Consider the following 22,971-nt stretch of genomic DNA (forward strand, 5'->3'; position numbering starts at 1 on the left):
AAAGTACAAATGTTCAGCCTATTACTAAAGCCCCACTTGCGCCAAACCCATGTTAGCGGTTCGGTCTTTTTGTCCTGCGTTTTATTTCGGATGGAACATATGAGTTGAAACGGCGATTCTGTTCCAAGTATTTATTAATCCAATTAACATAATCATTTGTGCTATTTCATTTTCGGAAAAGTGATTTCTTGCAGTCTCAAATGTTGTATCACTTACCCCTCCTTTCGAAATTTGTGTAATTTCATCTGTCATAGCAAATGCGGATTTCTCCTTTTCTGAAAATAAAGGTGATTCCCACCAAGCACTTATCGCAAAAACCTTATTTTGAGGCTCACCCTCTTTTAAAGCACCCTTAGAATGCATTTCAATACAATAGGCACAACCATTAATTTGAGATGCTCTAAGCCTAATAAGTTCAGTCAAACCTACCTCTAATGTTGAGGCTGATAAATACTTTTCCATTGCCATCATAGCTTCGTAAGCTTTTGGTTCCAATTGTCCAATTACAATTCTATTTTTCATTTTTCATCTTTTTTTAATGTTCTACTAATTGCTAAAGTATATTCTTTGTAATGTTGTTGTCGTAGTTATGTGTCGTCATAGCCTGACGGCTAACTACTAAATTACTGGCATTATTCTACTGTTTTAATTGTTTCGTCTCCGCTTATATTTCTCACTTTTATTCTCAATGGTTTTTTGTCGCTTATAATTTTACCGTTCCAAAAGTTCTTTGATTTTACTCCGTTGGTAATCACATAACCGAGTTTATCAATCTTAATTTCGGTGCTGCTGTGCCATTGCCCTTCTGTGTTTTCACAGTCGAGGGCAATTAGTTCTATGAGTTCTAAACCTTCTTCGCTGATGTTGATTGGATTGAATTGTTTGCCTCTTTTTATTGACTGTAAATTTCCTTTTTGGTTAAACTCGCTAATTTTCTGAATTAAACGGTCGCTCGTAAAATTGTTAATGGTTAATTGATAATGGTTAATTTCTTTTTCGGTTGTAGTTTTTTCTCCTTTGCCATTAACAATTAGCAATTGATAATTAAAACTGTCTTCAATTACCACATCGTGAAGCAGGTTTTTAAGGTCTTTGAGTTCTACTTCAATTTCGGTTGCATTGTTGTCTTTTATAAATTTTTCTAATGCCTTTTGGTCGTCTATGTCAATATAATACACGATAACCTTTTTGGCGTTGACTTCTAAGTTTTGCAGTTCTTGATTGATGATAGTATTTATGGTTGGAATATCCAAAACTTTTTCTTGTGTATTGAGCAAGTTAGGAACGTAAACAGGCACAATGCCTTCTTTGCTTTTTGTAATTGCACCAAACCAATAGTTACTGATGCCTTTTACTCCTTTTTGTAAACCCGGAATAAGCGTTGCCAACTTATCCATTGTTTGCTGTGGATTACGAAATAAACTAACCCCATCTTTTATTTCTAAAATTTGAAAATTGGCTTAGGCTTCTTTTAATCTATCTCTTACGGTTTGAATGCTGTTGATACCAATATCAACGTGAATAAATTTACGTTTTAAGTCATTTGCAACTTTGGCGGTTACACCACTTCCTCCAAAAAAATCTGCTACAACCATTCCTTCGTTACTGCTTGCTTTAATGATTCGTTGCAAAAGAGCTTCTGGTTTTTGAGTAGAATAACTAACGTTTTCAACTCCTCCTTTTATCTGAGGGCAATCTGTCCAGAGAGTTTGCAATGGAACTCCTGAATGTTCATCCAGATAAACTTTATAAAATGGTCTTCCGGTTGAAGTATAATGAATATGTCCATTCTTATCAGCTTCCAAAAATTTTTCTTAACTCCATTTCCAAGCCATTGTAATTCCATTTATCTCATAAGTAACGCCTCTACCTCCAGGCCCGGCTAAATCACCAAGCCTAAAAAGTCTTCCACTTTTCTCGTCTTTTTTATAATCCCTATCTATTGTTTGTTGAGTTATTTCTGATGTTGGACTATTCCATACATAAGTTTCTAAACTTTTGGAGAAGAAAAAAATGCTATCGTGGATATTGCCATAGTTGGTAAGTGTTTTGTCATTATGAGCATCTGACCTTCTCCATACAATTTCATTTCTAAAATTATCTTCCCCAAAAACTTCATCCATTAATATTTTTACATAATGCCCGACGTGATAATCAATATGAACGTAAATACTTGCTGTATCTCTCGTTATGCTTTTGATGGCGATTAAATTTTCATACATCCAATTCAAGTAATCTTCCTTCTGCCAAATATCTCCGTACATTTTTTCCTCAAACGCTTTTAGTTCGTCAATGTCCATTTCTTGCTCGGCTGCTGCTATTTTCTCTGCCAATTTTGGATTTTTCCGCAAGTAAACTTTCTTTGCATAATCTGCACCACTGGCAAAGGGTGGGTCTATGTAAACCAAATCAACCTTAATACCTTGTTCTTTCAAATAAGCACAAGCAGAAATACATTCGCCACGGATTACCAAGTTTTCAGAAGTTGTTCCTACTGTTTCCACGGGTTCTACTTCGTAGTAAGGCATACCTCTTTTAATACGGTCATAAACCTTATCGTTTTCACGGTAGCGCAAAACCCTTTGTGTTCGGGTTATGTTGTCAAGTATCGCTTGTCCTTCAACCGTGTTTGGGTAATATGGAATGTATTTTATTGGCATTTTATTTCTTCTTTTTTAATTTTTTCACTTCTTTATCAAAGTCACTTACAAAGTTTTTATCTTGCGTAATCCTAAATTTTTCAAATTCGTTTTCCGCTTTCAGTTTTGCTTGCTCTTGACTAATTTTTTCTTTGTTCTGCAAAATGGGATAATTGGATAGTTCTAAAAAGTTATCTAGAAATTGTACCCAATCTTCCATTTTCATTAAAATACCTCTTTCAGCCCTGTTCTCGGCAAGGTCTAAATAAGCCGAAACCATTCGTTCCAACTCTTTAATATGCTTTTCAGAAAGATAATTTTTAGCAACCGTTGTATCTGTTTTTATAATTTTTCCTTCGGGTGCATTTTTCCAAGTTTGTAAGCCCATGTACAATTTTTTTGCATCAACTTGTGCGTAAATTATTTCAGCGGCCGTTTTACCTGTAATTGCCCAATGCAATTTATTTTGAACGGATGCAAAAAAATCTTTGGTAATGGGAGCATTTTTATTGTAGTCAACTGCGAGCGAATAGATGTCGGTAATTTTTTGATAAAAACGTCTTTCACTTGCTCGTATCTCTCTTATTTTTTCTAAAAGTTCATCAAAATAATCTTTATCAAACAGGTTTCCACCTTGTTTAAGCCGTTCACTATCAACCGTAAATCCTTTAATGATATATTCTTTTAAGGTTTTGGTAGCCCAAATACGGAATTGAGTAGCTTGTGCAGAGCTGACCCGATAGCCAACCGAAATAATGGCATCCAGATTATAGAACTTTGTTTTGTATTTTTTACCATCGGAGGCAGTTGTTTCCAAAATGGAAATAACTGAATTTTCGTCTAATTCTCCTTCATCAAAAATATTAGTTAAATGTTTGCTGATTGCAGGAACATTTACTGCAAACAACTCACTCATCGTTTTTTGAGTAAGCCAAACGGTTTCATTGCCAAGAACAACTTCTACAGTTACTTTTGCATTTTGATTATGGTACAATAAAAAATTAGTGCTTTTATCAGGTAATTGCCCCATATCTTAATCGTTAAAAAACCCGCTTAATTTGTTATTTAATTTGGCAATGTTGGCTACAATGTTTTTACTGTCTTCCAAATACAGGAAGTCGAAACGTTGGTAGCCGAATTTTTCTTGGTTGAGTTTTAAAAACTCGGTTTCTACAAAGTTTTTCTTTTTCACAAAGTCAGGATTATTGCTAAACCCTTCACCTTTTGTTTCAATCATTAAAACCTTGTGTATTTTTTCTTTATCGGTTCTTTTAATGATGAGAAAGTCAGTTGTGTATTCTCCAACTTTATTCCAACGCTTTAAATTATTTTTTGCAAAGCAATCTATTTTAAATTGCGTTAGATAATTATCACCATTATAGTAAATTTCTAAGTTTTTAGTTTTGAGCTCTGCCAAACGCAATGTTTCTTGAATGGCTTGCATTTCAAAACCACTGCTTCCACTTGCACCAAAATTGTATGGTAAATAATGGAAAGTATTATTTTTAGATTTTATTGGTAGAGAATAATCTTTATCGGATTTGAAAGTTTCATATTCAGGAACCCACTTTTCCATTCCTTGCCTTATCATTGTTTCCTTCATTACCTGATAAGCCTTTTCAACTTCTGCCCAGTCAAATTCTATATCTGCATTTGCTTTATCTAATTCAAGAATTTTGTTTGTTTCGGCTTCGCTAGGATAAAGTTTTGGATTTTTCTCTACATCGGTCAAACGTTCTGCAATCAATAATTCCGCTTGTTTTGGAATTACCTCTGTGTCTGTTTGTAAATCTCTTTTGATACTAAATGCAACACGGATTTTAGATTGTATCAAATGCAGATCATATAATTCATTAAAAAATCTGTTTCCGTATTTTTCAAATGAAACGGTTTCAAATATTTCTCTTATTTCTGTGTCGAATTGGTGCAATTGTGTTTCCGAAATCAACCCAAAACTTTGTCGGCTTATTTCAAAAAGCCATTGATTGTAATTGGCAAATGCAATCCCAGTTTCATTGATGATGTCAATCGTTCCGGTATCAATGTTAGAAATTTCACTGGTGCTTATCAAAGCCGAAGCCTTGTAATCTTCCATCTTTTTTAAGATGGCTTTTAACTTGGCTTTTGTGTTTGCTGTTTCTTCCTCGTCAATACTCTGATAGGTAACTTTCATTTGATAAAATTCCACTTTCGGCAATTGCAGATATTCCATACGGCTGTGGCGTTTCACCATTTCGGCTTTGCCAATGCGTTTAATTCTGTTCAAATCGTCAATACTGCTGTTTTGTTCTTGCTTCAATTGTTTGTTCAGTGTATCGGCATTGTCTTTATTCAGCCAAATCAATGCGGTTTCTTCTTTGCCTTTATCTACTTGGCGTAAACATCTGCAAGAAGTTTGCAACACCATATTTTGAGGGCTGTCGCCTTTTTGCGAAAGGATTACGCCTGTTAAACTTGGGCAGTCCCAACCTTCTTTGCCTACTTGCACTAAAAGAATGTAACGCTTTTTTGAAATTGCCAAATCCAATGAGCGAAACTCTAATTCATTCTCTTTTGGCAAAGTGTATTTTTTATTTCCTCCGTGAAATTTTAAAATCTCGGCAGGATTGATTTTTAATTCGCTTGTCAGGAAAGGATAAACTTCTTCTTCTAAAACCTCAATGTTACTGCAATAGATAGCAATTTTAGCAATAGCACCATTTTCATAAACGGTTTTCTTGTATTGCGAATCAAAGTCCTCAATTCCCTTTTTTATGATTTGAAAGCGGTCAAGGTTTTGCCCGATTTTAACAGTTGGTGTTTTCAAGAATTTTTTAATTGCTGTAACCAACGGATAATAATAAACCGTGTTGGTTATTTGCGAAAACTTAAAAGCGTAATCACCTGCTTTGATGGTTTCGGCACCTTGTAAATATGGCGTTCCCGAGAATCCTATAACGCTTGTGATATTTCCTTTGCTATGCCAATAAATTACGGCTTGCCGTAATTTAATATCATCGGTTGCGGCGTGGTGAACTTCATCTATTAAAATTGTAAGGTTCGGAATTTGTCCAAACAATCTTTTTAAATCGTTGCTTGTGTCCTTTTCTTCTTCGTCGAGTTCCAATTCTGTTTGAGCATTGAAATTGAAACTTTCTAAAATCACTTTCTCTGCATTTACAACAAACACTTGCCCGAATGGATTGGGCAAACAAGCGTTTACTTTTTGAGCATTTGGGTTTCTTGCCTTGTTACTTTTCTTTGCTGATTTTTGCTCGTCTAAAACATCAAACTTCAATAGTTTTTTCAGTTTGCTTGCCGATGGTTCGGGCAATACCCAAGAAGGGTCGTAATTTTCAATTGTCTTTAAACTCGGAACGATAGAAGATTTTAAACCCGAAGGAATAAGCACTAAAAAATTATGTGCAAATACTTTGTTACCGGGTTCATTGTCGGCAAAATACAAGTCCAAATAAATGAAAGCGGCCATTAAAAAAGTTTTACCTGCACCCATTGGCAAACTCATTAAATAATCGGCATAACTTACATTGTAGAAAATGCTTTTTATAATAGTGTCGTAATCTAATTCAGTTGGTTTGTCAACAATTAGTTTTTCCAGTTCGGGAAGTAAAGAATTGTTTCCGTTTTTTGTTCTTGCAAAGTTATACAATGCAAAAGCATTTTTGTTGGTGGTTAAAAAATCTCTCGCCTTTTGATTAATATTCAGTTTAGATAAGTCTGTGTCGTTAGCGAAAAAGCCTTCTGAAAATAATTTCCAAAGTGGTTTATTCTGTCCTTGTATTTTCAAAAACAAATAAGTCTCAATAGCTTCAATCTGTGTATCACGCAACTGTCCTTTGTCACGGATATACTTAATCAAATCACTAATGGTGCAGTCATCAGACTGCAACCATTTGTTTTTCTTTTCTTGTATGATATAATGAAGCATTACTTTTTCTTATATTTAATTTTCTGTTCGGCGGCTTTCAAAACTTTGTCAGCCAAATTCTCGTCTTGCAGGTCGTAAGCCACTTTGTCGCTTAACCATTCAACCAATAAAGTTTCGTTGTCCAGCTTGTAGAACTTAGCAAATTTCAGCACTTGTTCCTTTGTCGGCTTGCGCTCGTTGCGTTCAAATTTACTAATGATAGCTTGGTCAATTTCCAGTTCGGCTGCAACCTGTCGCAGAAAAAAACCTTTCTCTTCTCTTGCTAAGCGTATTAGGTCTCCAAAGTTACTCATAAGACAATATATGTTTTGACAATACTGGTCGAATGTAATGCTTATTTTCTGAATGTCCGTTTGTGCGATTAGAAAATTTTAGGTCTTTTGTTTTTCTATGGGTTGGCTTGTGTGTCGGGCAAAACCAAATGTATTAAAATGTGCTACTGGCTTTTTCTTGTCGGGTAATAGACTGTCTTTCAGTCTGTTAATTTTTTATGTAACAGCTTAACTAAGTTAGTACTATATGTTTTATTAATGATAGTGAAACCTGCCCGAATAAACAGATGGGCATCATACAATTATGTATTCTGTAAAATGGCGCCTTTGTAAGTGAGATGTTTTCTATCACCAACATAATACGTTCAAAAAAGAAAATCTCTTATAAAAAACAGTCTCTATTAGTAATTACCTATTCTTATGATCTTTACCTCGTTTTAAATACAATGCCCAAAGCTAGGCCTTGGCTATATTGTATCTTGTTGCTAAAATCATCATCATATAAACCCGTTGCGCTTACGGTAACGTTTATTATCCTATTAACCTTTGCGGTAATTGTTACGTCTAATCGTTGGTCAATACCGGTAAGTTTTTCATACGCGGCAAAAAGCAAATACCTCGATTTTAAATTAAGGTTGGGCATAATATCTTTATCAAAGTTTGCTACCGCCTGGAAAGCCAGTTCGTTTCTAAATGTTTTCCCTATGGGCACACCAAAGTTTTTAGGGTTGTTTTTGTATAAGGTAGTATCTAATAAAAACGTTTGCCTTGCGGTACCGGTTCCTAAACGCACACTAAAATACTTTACCGGTTTATATTCAAACCCGATTGATTCTGTTAAATAACCGGGCGCCATAAATTTAGAGATCAGCTTTCGTGTTTCATTGCCAGATGCGTCTTTGGCATAAGAATAGCCCAAATCAAATTGAGACTCGAAACTTAGCGAACCGAAAAAACTCCAGTTTTTAGATATTTTCATTGCTGCCTTGTTATCAAAAAACATCCTATCGTTTGTTTTGCGCTCTAATTGTCCTTCGTTTTTTAGTTTCCCATATTGTAGCAGCACTTCAGAAGTAAGGTTAATGTCTTTCTTGTTGTATTCTGCCTTGTAATTTAAAACCGAGCCTAACGCTATTGAATTTACCCCGCCCGAACTCCAGTTATCACTAAACGCCGCTTGGTTAAGGTTTATGCCAAAACTTAATTTTGTTTTCCAATAATTCACCTTCGTTTTAAGGTTGCTTACCGGAATGTTTCTGGTGTAGATAAAAAATATGGATGGACGTGTTGGGAAAGGGTTTTTTTTTGGTTGTATAAGATTTACATCAATGCTGTCAACCCTATAAACCTGAGCTTTGACAGATTTTGAGAAAATTAAGGCCGTGGTTATCAAAAGAAATATAAGACATCTTTTTTTAATCATATCGCAAAGAAAACCATTTAGATAATATTTATGAAATCAAAAACGCTTTATGACCCATTTTTAATCAATTAAAGAACAAGAAACGTAGGGGTAAAAATTTAAAGCTAATAAAACTTTGTCCAAATTATTTTCTATTGTTTAATTTGCGCCATGGCAAATGTGAAGGCAACTATACCAAAAGGAACCAGAGATTTTGGCCCAACGGTAATGGTTAGGCGCAATTATATTTTTGATACGATTAAAAAAGTGTTCGGAAAGTACGGTTATCAAGAAATACAAACCCCAACAATGGAGAATTTGGAAACCTTGACCGGTAAATACGGAGACGAGGGCGACCAGTTGATCTTTAAGGTTTTGAATAGCGGAGATTATATGCTAAAAGCACAAGGCCTAAAACTGAGTGCCGAGGAGAATACATCTAAGAAATTACTCCCGTTAATTTCTGAAAAAGCCTTACGCTATGATTTAACAGTGCCTTTTGCCCGGTACGTGGTTATGCACCAGAACGAAATTACCTCGCCTTTTAAACGTTTTCAGATACAGCCCGTTTGGCGAGCAGATAGGCCGCAAAAAGGAAGATACAGAGAGTTTTACCAATGTGATGCAGATGTTGTTGGTTCTGATTCTTTACTAAACGAAGCCGAATTTATCTGTATTTATGATGAGGCCTTATCAAACCTTGGGTTAAAAGATTTTACCATAAAGGTCAATAACCGTAAAATTTTATCGGGCATTGCCGGGTTGATAGGCAAGCCCGATAAAATTGTTGATATGACGGTTGCCATTGATAAGCTAGATAAAATCGGATTAGATGGCGTTGAAAAAGAACTTTTAGAAAAAGGTTTTGAAAACAAAGATCTAGCCATCTTAAAACCCATAATTTTATTATCTGGCAATAACGAAGAAAAGTTAAATTCCCTAAACTCTATATTAGAGACATCTGTTATTGGCCAAAAAGGCATCGAAGAAATAAAAAAAACATTTTCTTACTTAGCCAACTTTACTTTACAAAAAGCAAAAATAGAATTAGACTTAACCTTGGCCCGTGGCTTAAATTATTATACGGGTTGTATTTTTGAGGTTAAAACCAACGAAGCCGCTATGGGTTCTATTGGCGGCGGAGGCAGGTATGATGACCTTACGGGGATGTTTGGTAAAGAGGGCTTAACCGGAGTGGGTATTTCTTTTGGTGCAGATCGCATCTATGATGTTTTAGAAGAATTAAACCTATTCCCATCCACGGTTATGGAAGGCACAAAAATTTTGATCTGCGTTTTTGGAGAAGCTGAAGAGAATTATGCCCTTCCCCTTTTAAATAGATTAAGATCGGCCAATATAAAAGCAGAGCTTTTCCCCTTTGGGGCCAAGATGAAAAAGCAGATGCAGTATGCCAACGAAAAAGATATTCCTTTTGTAGCGGTAATAGGCGGAGATGAAATGCAGAGCGGCCTATTATCTCTTAAAAACATGGCAAGCGGTGAGCAGGTAAAAATTACAGTAGATGGTTTGATCAAAAAGATGTTGGCTTAAGCGTGTGTTAAAATCCTTTAAATTGCCTTAATAAAAAAATCAGCTGATAATTAGCTGATTTTTTGAGTTTTAAGAACATAATAAACACTAACCGATCACGCTTCCATCTTCAATAACGGCATTTTTCTTAATCACGATGATACCTTCTTTGATGGTATATTTCTCATTATCCGTTGCTTCTAAATGCGGCCCCCCTTTAATAGATACATTGTTGCCGATAAAGCAGTTCTTGTCTAAGATCGCATGGTCTATAAAACAGTTTTCTCCTATCCCTGTTAAAGGTTTATGACATTTTGCAAGCCCTTCAATCTCTTCTAAGGTTTGGTAATAATCACTTCCCATCACATAGCAATTATGGATCTTTGTCCCTTTTCCAATACGGGTCCTAATGCCTATTACCGATCTTGTTATTTCTTCTGCGCCAATAATACAACCATCGGCAATAATAGCTTTATCTAACCTGGTGCCCGTTACCTTGCTTGGGGGCAACATTCTTGCCCTAGAGTAAATCGGGTTTTTATTGAACAAGTCGAATAATGGCACATCATCCGTTAAGCCCAGATTTGCCTCAAAAAACGAGTCGATGTTACCAATATCTGTCCAATAGCCCTCATATTGATAACTTAAGATTTTCTTGTTGCCAATTGCGTCTGGTATGATCTGCTTTCCAAAATCATGACGTTCATTGCCTTCTAGCATATCAATAAGAACGTCTTTGTTAAAAAGGTAAATACCCATTGATGCTAAATATAACCTGCCTTGGGCTTCCATTTCTGGGCCAACCTCAGATTCCCAACCTATAATTTTTTCGGCGTTGGGCTTTTCTGTAAAAGTGGTTATCTCCTTTTCGTCGTTGGCTTTTAATATCCCAAAGCTGGTGCCGTCTTTTGCGTTAACCGGGATGGTAGCTAAAGTAATATCGGCTTTCTTTGCGATATGGTTTTCTATCATCTCACAAAAATCCATCTGATAAAGCTGATCGCCAGAAAGGATCAAAACATATTCAAAATCATGCTGCTTTAAGTGGTGCAAACTTTGGCGAACGGCATCTGCGGTACCTTGATACCAGCCCTCGTTTCCTGGGGTTTGTTCTGCCGCCAAAATATCAACAAAGGCATTGCTAAAAAAACTGAAGTTATAGGTGTTTTTGATGTGCTTATTTAATGATGCGGAATTGAATTGGGTAAGCACAAACATTCTCCTTAACCTAGAGTTGATGCAGTTTGAAATTGGGATATCAACCAATCTGTATTTCCCCGCAATAGGAACGGCCGGTTTAGATCGGGTTGCGGTTAATGGTGAGAGACGAGACCCTTGTCCGCCGCCTAAGATAATGGAGATAACTTGAGATTCTATCATGATATTTTTATTAAGCGTTTATATAATTGGTGATATTCGTTTGCAGATTTGTTCCAAGAAAAATCTAGACCCATCATTAGCTTGTGCAATTGATCTATCTTTTTTTGGTCTTGATACAGTTTAATGGCTCTTTGTAGGGCAAGCACCATTTCCATCAACTCTAAATTATCAAATCTGATACCATAACCGCCCTGGTTCTCAAAATCTATAACAGAATCTTTTAAACCGCCTGTTGATCTTACAATTGGAATTGTACCATACCTTAAAGCGTACAATTGGTTTAAACCACAGGGCTCTACTCTAGATGGCATCAGAATAAAATCTGCGGAGGCGTATATTTTATGAGACAATTCCTCATCGTAACCAATATAACAATTATAATTTTTTAAATAGGTTTGTAGCTCTTTTAAATCGTTTTCTATTTCTTTCTCTCCGGAGCCTAAGATCAGAAAGCAAAACTCATCAAGGTTTCTTAGGCTTATTTCTCTTATCAACTCCATTAACTTATCAGCTCCTTTTTCGGCTACCAACCTCCCAATAAATGTGATCAATGGTTTTTCTGGGTTTAGGCCAAACTTTTCACAAAGCTCTATTTTGTTTTTTTGTTTGTTTGCCTTAATGGTGGTTTTAGAATAGTTAAAAGACAACATTGGGTCTTTTGAGGGATCCCAAACTTCTATATCTATACCGTTTAAGATCCCGATGCCTTTTTGCTGCTCTAACTCAAATAAAAACTCTAAACGGTTTGAGTGGTGTTTTAATTCTTCTAAATAGCTTGGCGAGACCGTAGTATAAGCCCAACAACATTTTATGGCAGAAGCTAAAGGGTTAATGCAATCTCCCCATTCTAACATACCGCCCTTGGCGCCATCAATTTCTGGTAAATAATATAGTTTTTCCCAACCCAACCAACCTTGGTATTGTGCATTGTGGATGGTAAAAACGCTCACTTTATTGGCCAAAGAATTAAATTTTGCCGAGTATTTTATCAGAAACGGGACCAAACCCGTATGATGATCATGGCAATGAAATACATCTACCGGTTTATTTGTGGCAACAACCCACTCTAAAACAGCCAATTGGAAGGCTATAAATTGCTCGCTTTCATCTGGATAAGAATAAATATCGGGGCGATCCAATAGATCTGGGATTTTTACCAAGTAAAGCTCAAAGCCCAATACGTTATTTGTTTCTTTTAATATATTGAAATCAAAAGTTCTGTAACCTAGTTTAGAGCTGCCTTTATAAACCGATTTGAATTTGTTTTCTGACACAAATTTTCTCTCGTAATAAGGCATAACAACCATCGCGTTTACGCCTAATCCTTTTAAGTATTTTGGCAATGCGCCAACCACGTCTCCCAAACCTCCGGCTTTTGCCACGGGATAACATTCGGCACTTAAATTTAATACGTTCATTGTTTAATTTGTGAAGCTTAAATTAGAAAAATCTTTTCCAGATTTCAAGTTTTACAATTAAGAATTTGCTTAATAGTAAAATTTGCCAAAATTGCAATTTTTGAGGGTTATATAATGAAAACCGCAATATTTAAGCAAAAAGCTTTGCTGTATTTTAACGCCCTTCTTGTCTATTTATAATTGGATAACTAAAATAGCTCTTTTCTTCATCATTTTGATAAATGTTAAGCGTAATATTCAGATCATCGGGGATTGTTTTTCCATTAATGTATGATGGGATCCAATATGGGACATTGGTTAAAACCTGTTTTAATACATTTGATAAACTAGTATTTAAACTATCGGGAGTTGCAATATCTGTAAGTTTACCGTTTTCATCAATTTTTATTTTTACGATAAAAGGAGCTGTTGGTAAAACATCTGATTTTTCAAAAATAATACTACTGTTTAAAAAATTTTGCAAGTAAACATTGTATCCTTGGTTATCATCTATTGTGCAGCCTTTAAAAACTAACCCTTCTGCATTTTCGGCTAAAAAAGCTGGGTAAAACCTTATTAAACTGTTTTTGTGAGAAAAGTTTTGGGGAAAGCTGTAATTAGATCCTTCAAATTTTCCGTCATTAAACTTTTCTATTCCGATATATTCTGGCGAGCCCTTAGGGTAACTTAAATACGTTGACCAAATTCCTTCTGGTTTGCCTTCTTTTACCCTTCCTTCAAACGTAACGCCTGTGTAGCCAAACTCATTAAAATCTAAAGCAGGCTCTGTTAGTACAAGCTTTCCCTTACCGTCTTTAATTTTTTGCCTGCCTTTTTCATCGTAAAAATCTTTGATAAAAAGCTGTTTATTTATGTAAGCCAAGTTTAACCAAAGGTTTCCGCTGGGATAAAAGAATTTCCAATCCCCGTTTGGCAGGTTGTTTTTAAAGCTTATCGTAAACTTCGGTTTTCCTGTTTCATAAAAACCCTTAAACTCCCCTTCTTTTTTTTCTTCAATATATTTCCCCGATAATGCCGGTTGGTTATTATTATAGTAATCGGTAAAAAAACTATTGAACCCGCCCTTTTCTTTATCGTATTTAATAACCCGGGTAAACTTTTTGTAAACACAGTTTTGATCCACTAAATAATATTGCTGATCAAAATACAAATGGATATAGCCATCTATACTTTGCTCCATATATTTTGCGCTAGGTGCCTGGGCGAAAGCTTGTACCGCCATAAAAGAACCCAACAAAAAAACAAACAAGGTTTTCTTCATCTTTTTAATGCGCTGCCAACCAATTTTCTCCCTCTCCAATTTCTACTACCAACGGAACTTTTGTTTTTATGGCCGATTGCATCCTCTCTGAAATGATTTTTTTCATTTGTTCTTTTTCAGCTTTAATCACATCAAAAACCAATTCATCATGCACCTGCATGGTCATTTTAGATTGTAGTTTTTGGTCTTTAATATCTTTATGGATGTTGATCATGGCAATTTTGATCAAATCTGCGGCCGAACCTTGTATTGGTGCATTTATGGCGTTTCGTTCTGCAAAGCCCCTAACGGTTTGGTTTGCCGAATTGATGTCCCTTAAATATCTTCTGCGCCCCATTATGGTTTCTACATAGCCGTTTTCCCTTGCAAAATTCATAGTATCTGCCATGTATTTCTTTATGCCGGCATATTGCTCAAAATAATTTTGGATAATTTCTGCCGCTTCTTTTCTTGGGATGCCCAAGGTTTGCGATAAACCAAAAGCAGACTGGCCGTAGATGATACCAAAGTTTACCGCTTTTGCGTTTCTTCTTTGGTCTGGTGTTACTTCATCTAGTTCTATTCCATAAACTTTTGCTGCCGTTGCGGTATGGATGTCCAAACCGTTGGTAAAAGCCTCCATCATATTCTCATCCTTACTTATTTCTGCAATGATGCGCAGTTCTATCTGTGAATAATCTGCTGATAGCAAAATATGGTTTTCATCTCTTGGGATAAAAGCTTTACGCACTTCCCTTCCCCTTGCTGTCCTTATCGGGATATTTTGCAAATTAGGGTTGTTAGAACTTAATCTTCCGGTGGCAGCAACTGCTTGGTTATAAGAAGTATGTACCCTACCGGTTTTGGGGTTTACCAACAAAGGTAAGGCATCTACATAGGTAGATTTTAATTTACAAAGTTGCCTAAAGTCTAAAATTTCTTGTACAATGTCAGATTTTGGTGCTAAAGCCAAAAGCACATCTTCGCCCGTTTGGTACTGGCCTGTTTTGGTTTTTTTTGCTTTATCATCAAGCTTTAGCTTATCAAACAAAACTTCGCCCAATTGCTTGGGCGATGCCAAATTGAATTTTACCCCTGCTTTTTCGTAAACCGTTTTTTCTAACCGATCGATCTCTGTTTCTAGCTCTTTAGAATAATTTTGGAGCTGTTCCATATCAATCCTAACGCCTTCAATTTCTATATCTGCCAATACATAAACCAATGGGTTTTCAATTTCTTGCGCCAGCTTTACCGCATTAACCTCGGCAAGCATTGGTTCAAAAACCTCTTGTAGTTGCAGGGTAATGTCGGCATCTTCGGCGGCATATTCTTTTACCGTTTCTATTTCCACATCACGCATATTCCCTTGGTTTTTTCCTTTTTTACCGATCAACTCGGTAATAGAAACCGGCGTGTAACCCAAATAATTTTCAGAAAGAACGTCCATCCCGTGGCGGGTATCGGGATCTAGAATGTAATGTGCCAACATGGTATCAAACAGTTCTCCCGCAACTTCAATCCCGTACCATTTTAGAATAAGGATGTCATATTTTACATTCTGCCCAATTTTTCTGATGCTCGGATTTTCTAAAACAGCTTTAAACTCATTAACTATAGCTTTCGCCGATTCAAAGTCTTCGGGAACAGGAATATAATAAGCCTCGCCTTTTTTGAAACTAATAGATAAGCCTACCAGCTCGGCATTGTTGGCATCAATCCCTGTGGTTTCGGTATCAAAGCAAATTGCTTTTTTAACCGCCAATTCTTTTATTAAAGCTTGTCGTTTTTCTTTGTTATCAACTAAATGATATTGATGGTCAACATTTTCGATGTTTTTCCCTCCTTCTAAAACTGTTGCTGCTTGAGCCGGGGAAATGGTTATGTTTTTAATGTCTGCGGGTTGGTTGTTTCCAAAAAGGTCCATTTGCCCGTTGGTGTTCCCTTTTGTTTCTGCAACAGAAAAATCTTCTCCAAAAACACGCCTCCCCAAGGTCCTAAATTCAAGCTCTGCAAAAAGTGGTTCTAATTTTTCTTTGTTTGTTGGGCCACATCTAAAGCTTTCTTCATGAAATACAACCGGCGCATCTAAAATAATGGTCGCCAATTTTTTTGATAACAGCCCTTGCTCTGCAAAATTCTCTACGTTTTCTCTTTGTTTTCCTTTTAACTCGTGGCTATGGGCAATGATATTTTCCATTGAGCCATAGGTTTTGATCAGCGCTTTTGCGGTTTTTTCGCCAATCCCGGGAATCCCGGGGATGTTATCCACGGCATCGCCCCATAGGCCTAAAATATCTATTACTTGGTGTACATGTTCTATCTCCCATTTAGCTAAAACTTCGTTTACGCCTAAAATCTCCATCTCATTGCCCATTCTTGCGGGTTTGTATATAAAAATATTTTCTGAAACCAACTGGGCAAAATCCTTGTCGGGTGTCATACAATAAACCGTGAAACCTTCTTTTTCTGCTTGTTTGGCCAATGTTCCAATCACATCATCGGCTTCAAAACCATCAGAGGTAATAACCGGTATGTTAAAACCCTCGATCAATTTTACAACATAAGGCAGTGCGGCAGAAAGATCTTCTGGCATGGCTTGTCGGTGTCCTTTGTAGGCCTCAAAATCAGTATGGCGCTCTGTTGGTGCGTCAGTATCAAAAACAACAGCAATGTGCGAAGGCTTTTCCTTTTTTAAAACCTCTAATAAAGTGTTGGTAAAGCCCATAACAGCAGATGTGTTAATGCCGTTAGAGGTAAACCTTGGGTTTTTGCTTAATGCGAAATGTGCCCTGTAGATCAGTGCCATCCCATCTAAAAGAAAGAGTTTCTTGGACATGTGTTTTAATTGATTTTAGTTTTATAGCTATTATCCCAAATTTAATATTCTCAATTCAATTACCATTATCACATTAAAGAAATAAGGTTTAAATCTTTGTTGTTTTTGTTTTTACCATGAAGGCTTGAAGAAAATGGAAGGTTTGCTGGAGCTAAGGTTACTGTTCAATTTTTTACAATAAAAAAATTAAGGTAAAGCCCTAAAAAACTCATTCACAAATGGTTTATAACACTTAGTTATATTATCGGTATAAAAGTTGGTCCATAAACCTGAGGCTTTTTAAGCGGGTTCGTGTAGGTAAGCAGTTGTGCCTCGTGAACAGGCAAAAGATTTTAGCAAGCTTTAACCTCAACCATCAACAAATAAATCAATTTTTAATTCGGTATATAGCGTTATCTCCCCATACAAAACCGTAACCCAAATTTGTGACCGTATCTCATGTCCGTTGCCCTCCAATTCATATTTTAAGCCTCGTTTATAAAAGCTTTCTAACAATCCGGGCCTTAATTCTTTGTGCACTTTAATTGCATATCCCGTAATGATATAAATCTTTTCTAATATTAATACCCTGCTAATAAGGCCAATGCGGGTATCAAATTATATGCTGCATGCATCATCATAGATTTTGATAGTCCAAACCTCATTCTTACATATCCTAAAATAAAACCTAAAAAAAGTTGCGGTAACACCAAAAGGACAATTGAAATGCCATAAGCCAAGGGGTTTGAATAGTTGGTGATATGAACCAAGCCAAAACAGATAGCCGTTAAATAAAAATGAATTGGAAAAACCCTTTTTACAAAACGATATTGAACCCTTTTATTCTTTGTGTAAGTGATGATGATGAGCGTTATGATGATCGCCACTAGTAAGGTTAGCATAAAAAAAGTTGTCCCGGTAAAGAGTTTATAGATTAAAACGCTTGCTAAAATGCCATAAGCAAAAATGGCCAAGTAAATGTTTTTAAGTTGATACCTAAAGATAGTCTCCTCTAATATGGGCGCAAAAACAGTTACCATAAAAAACAACAGAACCTTCTTTTCTTTTAAATCGAAAAGTTTGAAATCTGGCAAATGTTTAATAAGGTGCAGGTTTTCTAGCGTAGAAACCAACAACACAGAACCAAAGGAAAAACAAAGACCAATGATTACCAAAGGAAATAGTTGATTGTAAAAAACAGTAGATTTATCTTCTTTAATAAAAGGAGCGGGTTTTTTTACATAAGATAAAAAATCTTGAAAGACTTGCTGAATCATGCTTTTATAGCTAACTCCCAAAAAGGATAAATGTTCCTATACTGAATAAATTATAGGTACAATGCAACATAATTGCCGAATATAATCCATATTTCATTCTGGTAAATCCTAAAATTAAGCCCCCAAACATTTGTGGCAATACCCATATAATAATTGCAAAACCGTATTGCTTGTAGTTTATAAAATTTGTGCTGTGAACCAAACCGAATATCAAAACGATGAGATAAAAATAAGTGGGGAAAGTGCTCTTTATAAACTTAAATTTAAATTTAACCCTTATGTCTTTGTTTAACCAATTATTAAAAATTATGATCGCTATTAAAACGAGTAAACACAATGCTACTTCTCCGTAGGTGTTTAAATAATCATAAACACCATAAATTATAGAAAAGCCAACAAAAAAATTGGCTGCTGTAAAACTTCTCAATTGATACCTAAAAATACATTCTTCTAACACAGGCGCAATACAAACCCCTTCCAACAAAAGTTTTAATTTAGAATATTCATTGTTTCTAACAATAGAGGCCGGTTGTGGTAAAATTATTTTTAGCGTTACCAACAAATCTGCGCTACTCTCTAAAATTGAAGAAACTACCAATGCCAAAACCAGCAACACCATCAAATGTTGATAGGGCATAAATTTATATTTCTGCTTTAAAAAAGGGTCTGGGTTTTTTAGGTAACCAAAAAAATCGGCTAGTAATTGCTGGACCATATTGCATAAAAAAGTCCTGCACTAATTTACAGGACTTTTTAAGGTTTATTTTATTAAACCCCTATTTCTTAACATTGGTGTAATATCGGGTGTGTGGCCTCTAAAATCGGCAAACATTTTATTATAATCTTCTGTGTTGCCTCGAGATAAAATCATATCCCTAAACCGTTGTCCGTTTGCCCTTGTTAAACCCCCGTTTTCTGTAAACCAAGTATAAGCATCATCGTCTAACATTTCTGTCCATAAATAGGCGTAGTAGCTAGCCGCATATCCGTTTCCCCAAATGTGTAAAAAGTACGTTGATCTGTATCTTGGCGGCACTTCGTTTAAATTCAAATGTGTTTTGATCAATGCATTGGTTTCAAATTTATCCACATCGGTTACCTTATCGCTTGCAGAGATAGTATGCCATTGCTGGTCTAAATCGGCGGCAGCCAAAAGCTCTGTTAAAGCGTAACCTTGATTAAACTTTGCCGCTTTCTTAATTTTATCAACCAAAACCTGGGGCATTGTTTCGCCTGTTTTATAGTTTACCGCATAGTTTTTAAAAACTGATGGTTCCATTGCCCAATGCTCGTTAAATTGAGAAGGGAATTCTACAAAATCTCTTGCAACATTGGTACCAGATAGGCTTGGGTATTTTTGGCTGGCAAAAAACCCGTGTAAAGCGTGTCCAAACTCGTGGAACATCGTGGTAACATCATCAAAACTAATTAAGGCTGGCTGCCCTGCCGCAGGTTTTGTAAAATTGCAAACGTTATAAATCACTGGTTTTTCTCCCAATAAAGCAGATTGATTAACGATATTAGACATCCACGCCCCTCCAGATTTGTTATCACGCTTAAAGTAATCGCAATAAAACAAACCAATACTGGTTTGGTCTTTATCAAAAAGTTCAAAAACCCTTACGTCTGGTTGGTAAACGGGCAGGTCTTTGCGCTCTTTAAAAGTGATGCCGTACAATTGGGTTGCTGCATAAAAAACACCATTTTGCAACACTTTATTCAGCTCAAAATAGGGCTTAACCTCATTATCGTCTAAATCATATTTGGCTTTTCTAACCTGTTCTGCGTAAAAGTTCCAATCGTAAGGCTCTAATTTAAAACCTGCTTTTTGTTGGTCAATCACAGCTTGTATTTCGGCGGCTTCTTGTTTTGCCTTAGCGGTTGCCGCCGGCACCAATCCGCTTAAAAATTTTTGCACCGCCTCTGGCGTTTTTGCCATTTGATCTTGTAAGTTCCAGGCCGCATAATTATCGAAGCCTAAAATTTTAGCCCTTGTGGCCCTTAAATTTGCGATGTCTAAAATGGTTTGGCGGGTATCATTAGCATCGCCTTTTTCTGCCCTGTTATAAGAGGCTTCAAATAATTTTTTTCGCGTGTCCCTATCTGTTAAAGATTTTAATGGTGGCTGTTGAGTGGTGTTCTGTAACGATAAAACAAACTTTCCTTTATGATCCGGATTGTTTCCTGCCGCTTTGATGGCTTCATCGGTTAGGCCCGCCAATGCTTCTTTATGATCAACAACTAAGGCCCCGTCTTTTGCGGCAGCTAAAAGCTGATTAGTAAATTTTGCGCTCAACGTGGCAATTTGGCCGTTAATTTTCTTCAAACTATCCTGTTGCCCATCAGAAAGTTTTGAACCTGCCATCACAAACTTTTGATAATAATATTCCACCAACTTCTGCGACTCGGGATCCAGTTTTAAGTTCGGTAAATCATCATTAATGGCCTTAACCTTAACAAAAAGCTTTTTATTTAAAAATATAGCATCGTTTAAAGCGGCCAATTTAGGCGCCATCTCTTCTTGTACAGCTTGTAAAGTTGGGTTGGTGTTAGCCCCTGTCAGCAAATCAAAAACGTTGCTTACACGGTGCAATAACGTCCCCGATTTTTCTAGCGGGATAAAAGTATTATCAAACGTTGGTGCTGCGCTATTATTAGCGATGCTATCGATCTCTTGCATTTGCTGCGCTATACCTTTTTCCATTGCGGGCTTAAAATCAGCATCTTTAATTTTACTAAAATCAGGCGCTTCATAGGCTAAACTACTTTTTTGGAAGAAAGGGTTGATTGTTGAGTCGCTAGCATCGGCGGAAGCATTTTTATTATTATTGCATGATGTAACCACCACAGCAGCCACAATTAATCCGTAAACTATTTTCATGTTTTTATTTTTTGTTTCAATATAACGTATATTTTTATTTTTTGTTGATGATAAACGTAAAGATTATGAGACGTTTCTGATAGATTAAATCACAAAGTAGCTAGTGATCATCTAAAATCGCAATCTAAAGCATGATCGTTTACCGCTCCAACGGCTTGCATAAAAGCATAACAAATTGTTGAGCCAAAAAATTTAAAGCCTCGCTTTTTCATGTCTTTTACAATAGCATCGGATATTTCTGTTGTTGCGGGTGTGTTTTTACTGTTTTTTATTTGATTGATGATACGCTTTCCGTTGGGCATAAAAGAATATAAATAATTATCGAAACTTCCATATTCTTGTTGTATATCGATGAATAATTTTGCGTTCTTAACCGTGGATTTTACTTTCAATCGGTTGCGGATAATCCCAGGATCCTGCAGAATTCGCTCTATATCTTCCTCTTTAAAAGCGGCTACTTTCTCCACATCAAAATCGGCGAAAAGCCTTTTATAATTTTCTCTTTTACGTAAAATGGTTATCCAGCTTAAGCCCGCTTGCGCCGATTCTAAAACCAAAAACTCAAAAAAAGTTTGATCATCATGCACTTCTTTTCCCCACTCTTCATCATGGTATTTGATGTATAATTCATCGTTTCCGCACCAATGGCATCTTTTAGTTACTTTCATTTCTATTTAACCTTATGGACTAATTTTTGTTAATTTAGATAACCCAATTATAAAGTTATGGCTAATATTTTTTCAAAGGTTAAAAAAGGTTACGAAATATTTAAAAGCATTGATTTAGCACAGCTAGAAGCACTTTCTAAAAAAGTTGACTTGCGGAAAATGATGGATGCCTTTGGCAAACTTGATGACCAGCAATTAATGGGTTTACAGAAAATGCTAAAAAGCGGCACAAAAAAGCCTAAAGAGTTGCCCCCAATCAATGGTGATTTTTATGCGCTTTCTGATTCTCTTTCTGAGGAGGATAGAGCTTTACAATTGAAAGTGAGGAAATTTTTAGAAGAAGAGGTTAAGCCGATTGTGAACGATTATTGGCTAAAGGATAAATTCCCTCATGAACTGATTGCGAAAATGGCAGAATTGAATATCTGCGGTTTAACTTACGAAGGTTATGGTTGCCCCAATCGTTCTTTTTTGATGGAGGGGATTATAGCTTCTGAAATGGGAAGGATTGATGCTTCTATGGCTACTTTTTTTGGTGTACAAAGCGGTTTGGCAATGGGTTCTATTTACATCTGTGGTTCTGAAGAGCAAAAACAAAGATGGTTACCTAAAATGCAAAAAATGGAATTGATAGGTTCTTTTGGTTTAACCGAGCCCGAAGTTGGTTCTGCCGTTGCCGGAGGTTTAACCACAACGGCCAAAAGGGTTGGCGATAAATGGGTTTTAAACGGCCAAAAGAAATGGATTGGTAACTCCACTTTTGCCGATGTCAATATTATTTGGGCAAGAGATTTAGCAGATAACCAAGTAAAAGGTTTTGTAATAGAAAAAGATACACCCGGTTTTGTAGTGGAAAAAATACAGGGTAAAATGGCTTTACGTATTGTACAAAACGGTTTGATTACCTTGACCAATTGTGAAGTAAAAGAAGAAAACAGGTTGCAAAAATGTGATTCTTTTAAAGATACCGCCAAAGTTTTACAAATGACCAGGGCCGGCGTTGCTTGGATGGCCGTTGGCGTTGCTAGGGGGGCTTATGAAAGTGCATTAAAATATACCCGGGAAAGAAAACAGTTTAGCAAACCAATTGCTTCTTTTCAGTTGATACAAAACCATTTGGTAGAAATGCTTTCTAATTTAACGGCCATGCAAACCATGGTTTTCCAACTTTCTAAATTACAAGATGAAGGCAAACTTACCGACGAACACGCTTCTTTGGCAAAAGTGTTTTGCAGTTTAAGAACAAGGGATGTGGTAAGTAAGGCTAGAGAAGTAATGGGAGGAAACGGCATTCTTTTAGAACATGATGTTGCCCGTTTCGTAGCAGATGCAGAAGCCATTTATTCTTATGAAGGAACCAAAGAAATAAATTCTTTGATTGTAGGCAGGGCGATTACAGGTTTCAGTGCTTTTGTTTAATTGTTAACTCACAAAACGCCTAAAAATTAGATGTTTAAACATGATATAAATCATATTAAACGGGATTAAATTTATTGTTCTGTTAACTTTATTGATAACTAG

At 36.2% G+C, this 22,971-nt stretch carries 19 protein-coding genes; 2 read left to right on the plus strand and 17 right to left on the minus strand.

Annotated elements, in window-relative coordinates:
- Positions 1 to 81: 81 nt before the first annotated feature.
- From I5M32_RS00275 to I5M32_RS00310, 8 genes are all read right to left on the minus strand, one after another.
- Positions 82 to 522: a carboxymuconolactone decarboxylase family protein gene (locus tag I5M32_RS00275; RefSeq protein ID WP_200583697.1), complete on the minus strand. Its 441-nt coding sequence runs from the start codon at positions 520 to 522 to the stop codon at positions 82 to 84.
- A 110-nt stretch (positions 523 to 632) separates the two neighbouring features.
- Positions 633 to 1,397, minus strand: a complete 765-nt coding sequence (locus tag I5M32_RS00280) for a hypothetical protein (RefSeq protein ID WP_200583700.1) — start codon at positions 1,395 to 1,397, stop codon at positions 633 to 635.
- A 63-nt stretch (positions 1,398 to 1,460) separates the two neighbouring features.
- Positions 1,461 to 1,805, minus strand: coding sequence for a DNA methyltransferase (locus I5M32_RS00285; protein ID WP_200583702.1), 345 nt, complete (start codon positions 1,803 to 1,805; stop codon positions 1,461 to 1,463).
- Positions 1,806 to 1,814: 9 nt separating this feature from the next.
- Positions 1,815 to 2,660 (minus strand): DNA methyltransferase, encoded by an 846-nt coding sequence (locus I5M32_RS00290; protein ID WP_200583705.1) that lies wholly within the window; start codon positions 2,658 to 2,660, stop codon positions 1,815 to 1,817.
- A 1-nt stretch (position 2,661) separates the two neighbouring features.
- Complete coding sequence (locus I5M32_RS00295; protein ID WP_200583708.1) at positions 2,662 to 3,669, minus strand: virulence RhuM family protein; 1,008 nt, start codon at positions 3,667 to 3,669, stop codon at positions 2,662 to 2,664.
- A 3-nt stretch (positions 3,670 to 3,672) separates the two neighbouring features.
- On the minus strand, positions 3,673 to 6,567 hold the full coding sequence (locus tag I5M32_RS00300; RefSeq protein WP_200583711.1) for a DEAD/DEAH box helicase family protein: 2,895 nt from the start codon (positions 6,565 to 6,567) through the stop codon (positions 3,673 to 3,675).
- Positions 6,567 to 6,860 (minus strand): helix-turn-helix domain-containing protein, encoded by a 294-nt coding sequence (locus I5M32_RS00305; RefSeq protein ID WP_200583714.1) that lies wholly within the window; start codon positions 6,858 to 6,860, stop codon positions 6,567 to 6,569. The genes I5M32_RS00300 and I5M32_RS00305 overlap by 1 nt, the downstream gene beginning before the upstream one ends.
- A gap of 406 nt (positions 6,861 to 7,266) precedes the next feature.
- Positions 7,267 to 8,262, minus strand: coding sequence for a DUF3078 domain-containing protein (locus I5M32_RS00310; RefSeq protein ID WP_200583716.1), 996 nt, complete (start codon positions 8,260 to 8,262; stop codon positions 7,267 to 7,269).
- A 150-nt stretch (positions 8,263 to 8,412) separates the two neighbouring features.
- On the opposite strand from I5M32_RS00310, the gene hisS reads away from it, so the two are divergent.
- Complete coding sequence (hisS, locus tag I5M32_RS00315; protein ID WP_200583719.1) at positions 8,413 to 9,792, plus strand: histidine--tRNA ligase; 1,380 nt, start codon at positions 8,413 to 8,415, stop codon at positions 9,790 to 9,792.
- An 87-nt stretch (positions 9,793 to 9,879) separates the two neighbouring features.
- Here hisS and I5M32_RS00320 read toward each other — a convergent pair whose 3' ends face one another.
- The 9 genes from I5M32_RS00320 to I5M32_RS00360 all read right to left on the minus strand — a co-directional run bounded on the left by I5M32_RS00320 (position 9,880) and on the right by I5M32_RS00360 (position 21,450).
- Positions 9,880 to 11,148: a glucose-1-phosphate adenylyltransferase gene (locus I5M32_RS00320; protein ID WP_200584237.1), complete on the minus strand. Its 1,269-nt coding sequence runs from the start codon at positions 11,146 to 11,148 to the stop codon at positions 9,880 to 9,882.
- Entirely contained in the window at positions 11,148 to 12,569 is a 1,422-nt protein-coding gene (locus I5M32_RS00325) for a glycogen synthase (RefSeq protein WP_200583722.1), read from the minus strand. The genes I5M32_RS00320 and I5M32_RS00325 overlap by 1 nt, the downstream gene beginning before the upstream one ends.
- Before the next feature lie 154 nt (positions 12,570 to 12,723).
- Positions 12,724 to 13,830, minus strand: coding sequence for a toxin-antitoxin system YwqK family antitoxin (locus tag I5M32_RS00330; RefSeq protein WP_200583725.1), 1,107 nt, complete (start codon positions 13,828 to 13,830; stop codon positions 12,724 to 12,726).
- A 4-nt stretch (positions 13,831 to 13,834) separates the two neighbouring features.
- Positions 13,835 to 16,645, minus strand: a complete 2,811-nt coding sequence (polA, locus tag I5M32_RS00335; RefSeq protein ID WP_200583727.1) for a DNA polymerase I — start codon at positions 16,643 to 16,645, stop codon at positions 13,835 to 13,837.
- Between the two features lie 348 nt (positions 16,646 to 16,993).
- Entirely contained in the window at positions 16,994 to 17,230 is a 237-nt protein-coding gene (locus tag I5M32_RS00340) for a GxxExxY protein (RefSeq protein ID WP_317193083.1), read from the minus strand.
- Positions 17,206 to 17,901 (minus strand): CPBP family glutamic-type intramembrane protease, encoded by a 696-nt coding sequence (locus tag I5M32_RS00345; protein ID WP_200583729.1) that lies wholly within the window; start codon positions 17,899 to 17,901, stop codon positions 17,206 to 17,208. The genes I5M32_RS00340 and I5M32_RS00345 overlap by 25 nt, the downstream gene beginning before the upstream one ends.
- 10 nt (positions 17,902 to 17,911) lie before the next feature.
- Complete coding sequence (locus I5M32_RS00350) at positions 17,912 to 18,616, minus strand: CPBP family glutamic-type intramembrane protease (protein ID WP_200583730.1); 705 nt, start codon at positions 18,614 to 18,616, stop codon at positions 17,912 to 17,914.
- Between the two features lie 45 nt (positions 18,617 to 18,661).
- Positions 18,662 to 20,782, minus strand: a complete 2,121-nt coding sequence (gene dcp / locus I5M32_RS00355; RefSeq protein ID WP_200583731.1) for a peptidyl-dipeptidase Dcp — start codon at positions 20,780 to 20,782, stop codon at positions 18,662 to 18,664.
- Positions 20,783 to 20,889: 107 nt separating this feature from the next.
- Positions 20,890 to 21,450, minus strand: coding sequence for a DNA-3-methyladenine glycosylase I (locus I5M32_RS00360; RefSeq protein WP_200583732.1), 561 nt, complete (start codon positions 21,448 to 21,450; stop codon positions 20,890 to 20,892).
- A 57-nt stretch (positions 21,451 to 21,507) separates the two neighbouring features.
- Here I5M32_RS00360 and I5M32_RS00365 point away from each other — a divergent pair, with 57 nt between their 5' ends.
- Positions 21,508 to 22,869, plus strand: a complete 1,362-nt coding sequence (locus I5M32_RS00365; RefSeq protein WP_200583733.1) for an acyl-CoA dehydrogenase family protein — start codon at positions 21,508 to 21,510, stop codon at positions 22,867 to 22,869.
- Positions 22,870 to 22,971: the final 102 nt, after the last annotated feature.

Source organism: Pedobacter segetis (assembly GCF_016623585.1).
GTDB lineage: Bacteria > Bacteroidota > Bacteroidia > Sphingobacteriales > Sphingobacteriaceae > Pseudopedobacter > Pseudopedobacter segetis.

What these genes read in the sequence shown, in the direction of transcription:
- I5M32_RS00275 (WP_200583697.1), bottom strand. Translation starts at nt 522, where the DNA reads ATGAAAAATAGAATTGTAATTGGACAATTGGAACCAAAAGCTTACGAA.
- I5M32_RS00280 (WP_200583700.1), bottom strand. Translation starts at nt 1,397, where the DNA reads ATGGATAAGTTGGCAACGCTTATTCCGGGTTTACAAAAAGGAGTAAAA.
- I5M32_RS00290 (WP_200583705.1), bottom strand. Translation starts at nt 2,660, where the DNA reads ATGCCAATAAAATACATTCCATATTACCCAAACACGGTTGAAGGACAA.
- I5M32_RS00295 (WP_200583708.1), bottom strand. Translation starts at nt 3,669, where the DNA reads ATGGGGCAATTACCTGATAAAAGCACTAATTTTTTATTGTACCATAAT.
- I5M32_RS00300 (WP_200583711.1), bottom strand. Translation starts at nt 6,567, where the DNA reads ATGCTTCATTATATCATACAAGAAAAGAAAAACAAATGGTTGCAGTCT.
- I5M32_RS00305 (WP_200583714.1), bottom strand. Translation starts at nt 6,860, where the DNA reads ATGAGTAACTTTGGAGACCTAATACGCTTAGCAAGAGAAGAGAAAGGT.
- I5M32_RS00310 (WP_200583716.1), bottom strand. Translation starts at nt 8,262, where the DNA reads ATGATTAAAAAAAGATGTCTTATATTTCTTTTGATAACCACGGCCTTA.
- hisS (WP_200583719.1), top strand. Translation starts at nt 8,413, where the DNA reads ATGGCAAATGTGAAGGCAACTATACCAAAAGGAACCAGAGATTTTGGC.
- I5M32_RS00325 (WP_200583722.1), bottom strand. Translation starts at nt 12,569, where the DNA reads ATGAACGTATTAAATTTAAGTGCCGAATGTTATCCCGTGGCAAAAGCC.
- I5M32_RS00330 (WP_200583725.1), bottom strand. Translation starts at nt 13,830, where the DNA reads ATGAAGAAAACCTTGTTTGTTTTTTTGTTGGGTTCTTTTATGGCGGTA.
- polA (WP_200583727.1), bottom strand. Translation starts at nt 16,645, where the DNA reads ATGTCCAAGAAACTCTTTCTTTTAGATGGGATGGCACTGATCTACAGG.
- I5M32_RS00345 (WP_200583729.1), bottom strand. Translation starts at nt 17,901, where the DNA reads ATGATTCAGCAAGTCTTTCAAGATTTTTTATCTTATGTAAAAAAACCC.
- I5M32_RS00350 (WP_200583730.1), bottom strand. Translation starts at nt 18,616, where the DNA reads ATGGTCCAGCAATTACTAGCCGATTTTTTTGGTTACCTAAAAAACCCA.
- dcp (WP_200583731.1), bottom strand. Translation starts at nt 20,782, where the DNA reads ATGAAAATAGTTTACGGATTAATTGTGGCTGCTGTGGTGGTTACATCA.
- I5M32_RS00360 (WP_200583732.1), bottom strand. Translation starts at nt 21,450, where the DNA reads ATGAAAGTAACTAAAAGATGCCATTGGTGCGGAAACGATGAATTATAC.
- I5M32_RS00365 (WP_200583733.1), top strand. Translation starts at nt 21,508, where the DNA reads ATGGCTAATATTTTTTCAAAGGTTAAAAAAGGTTACGAAATATTTAAA.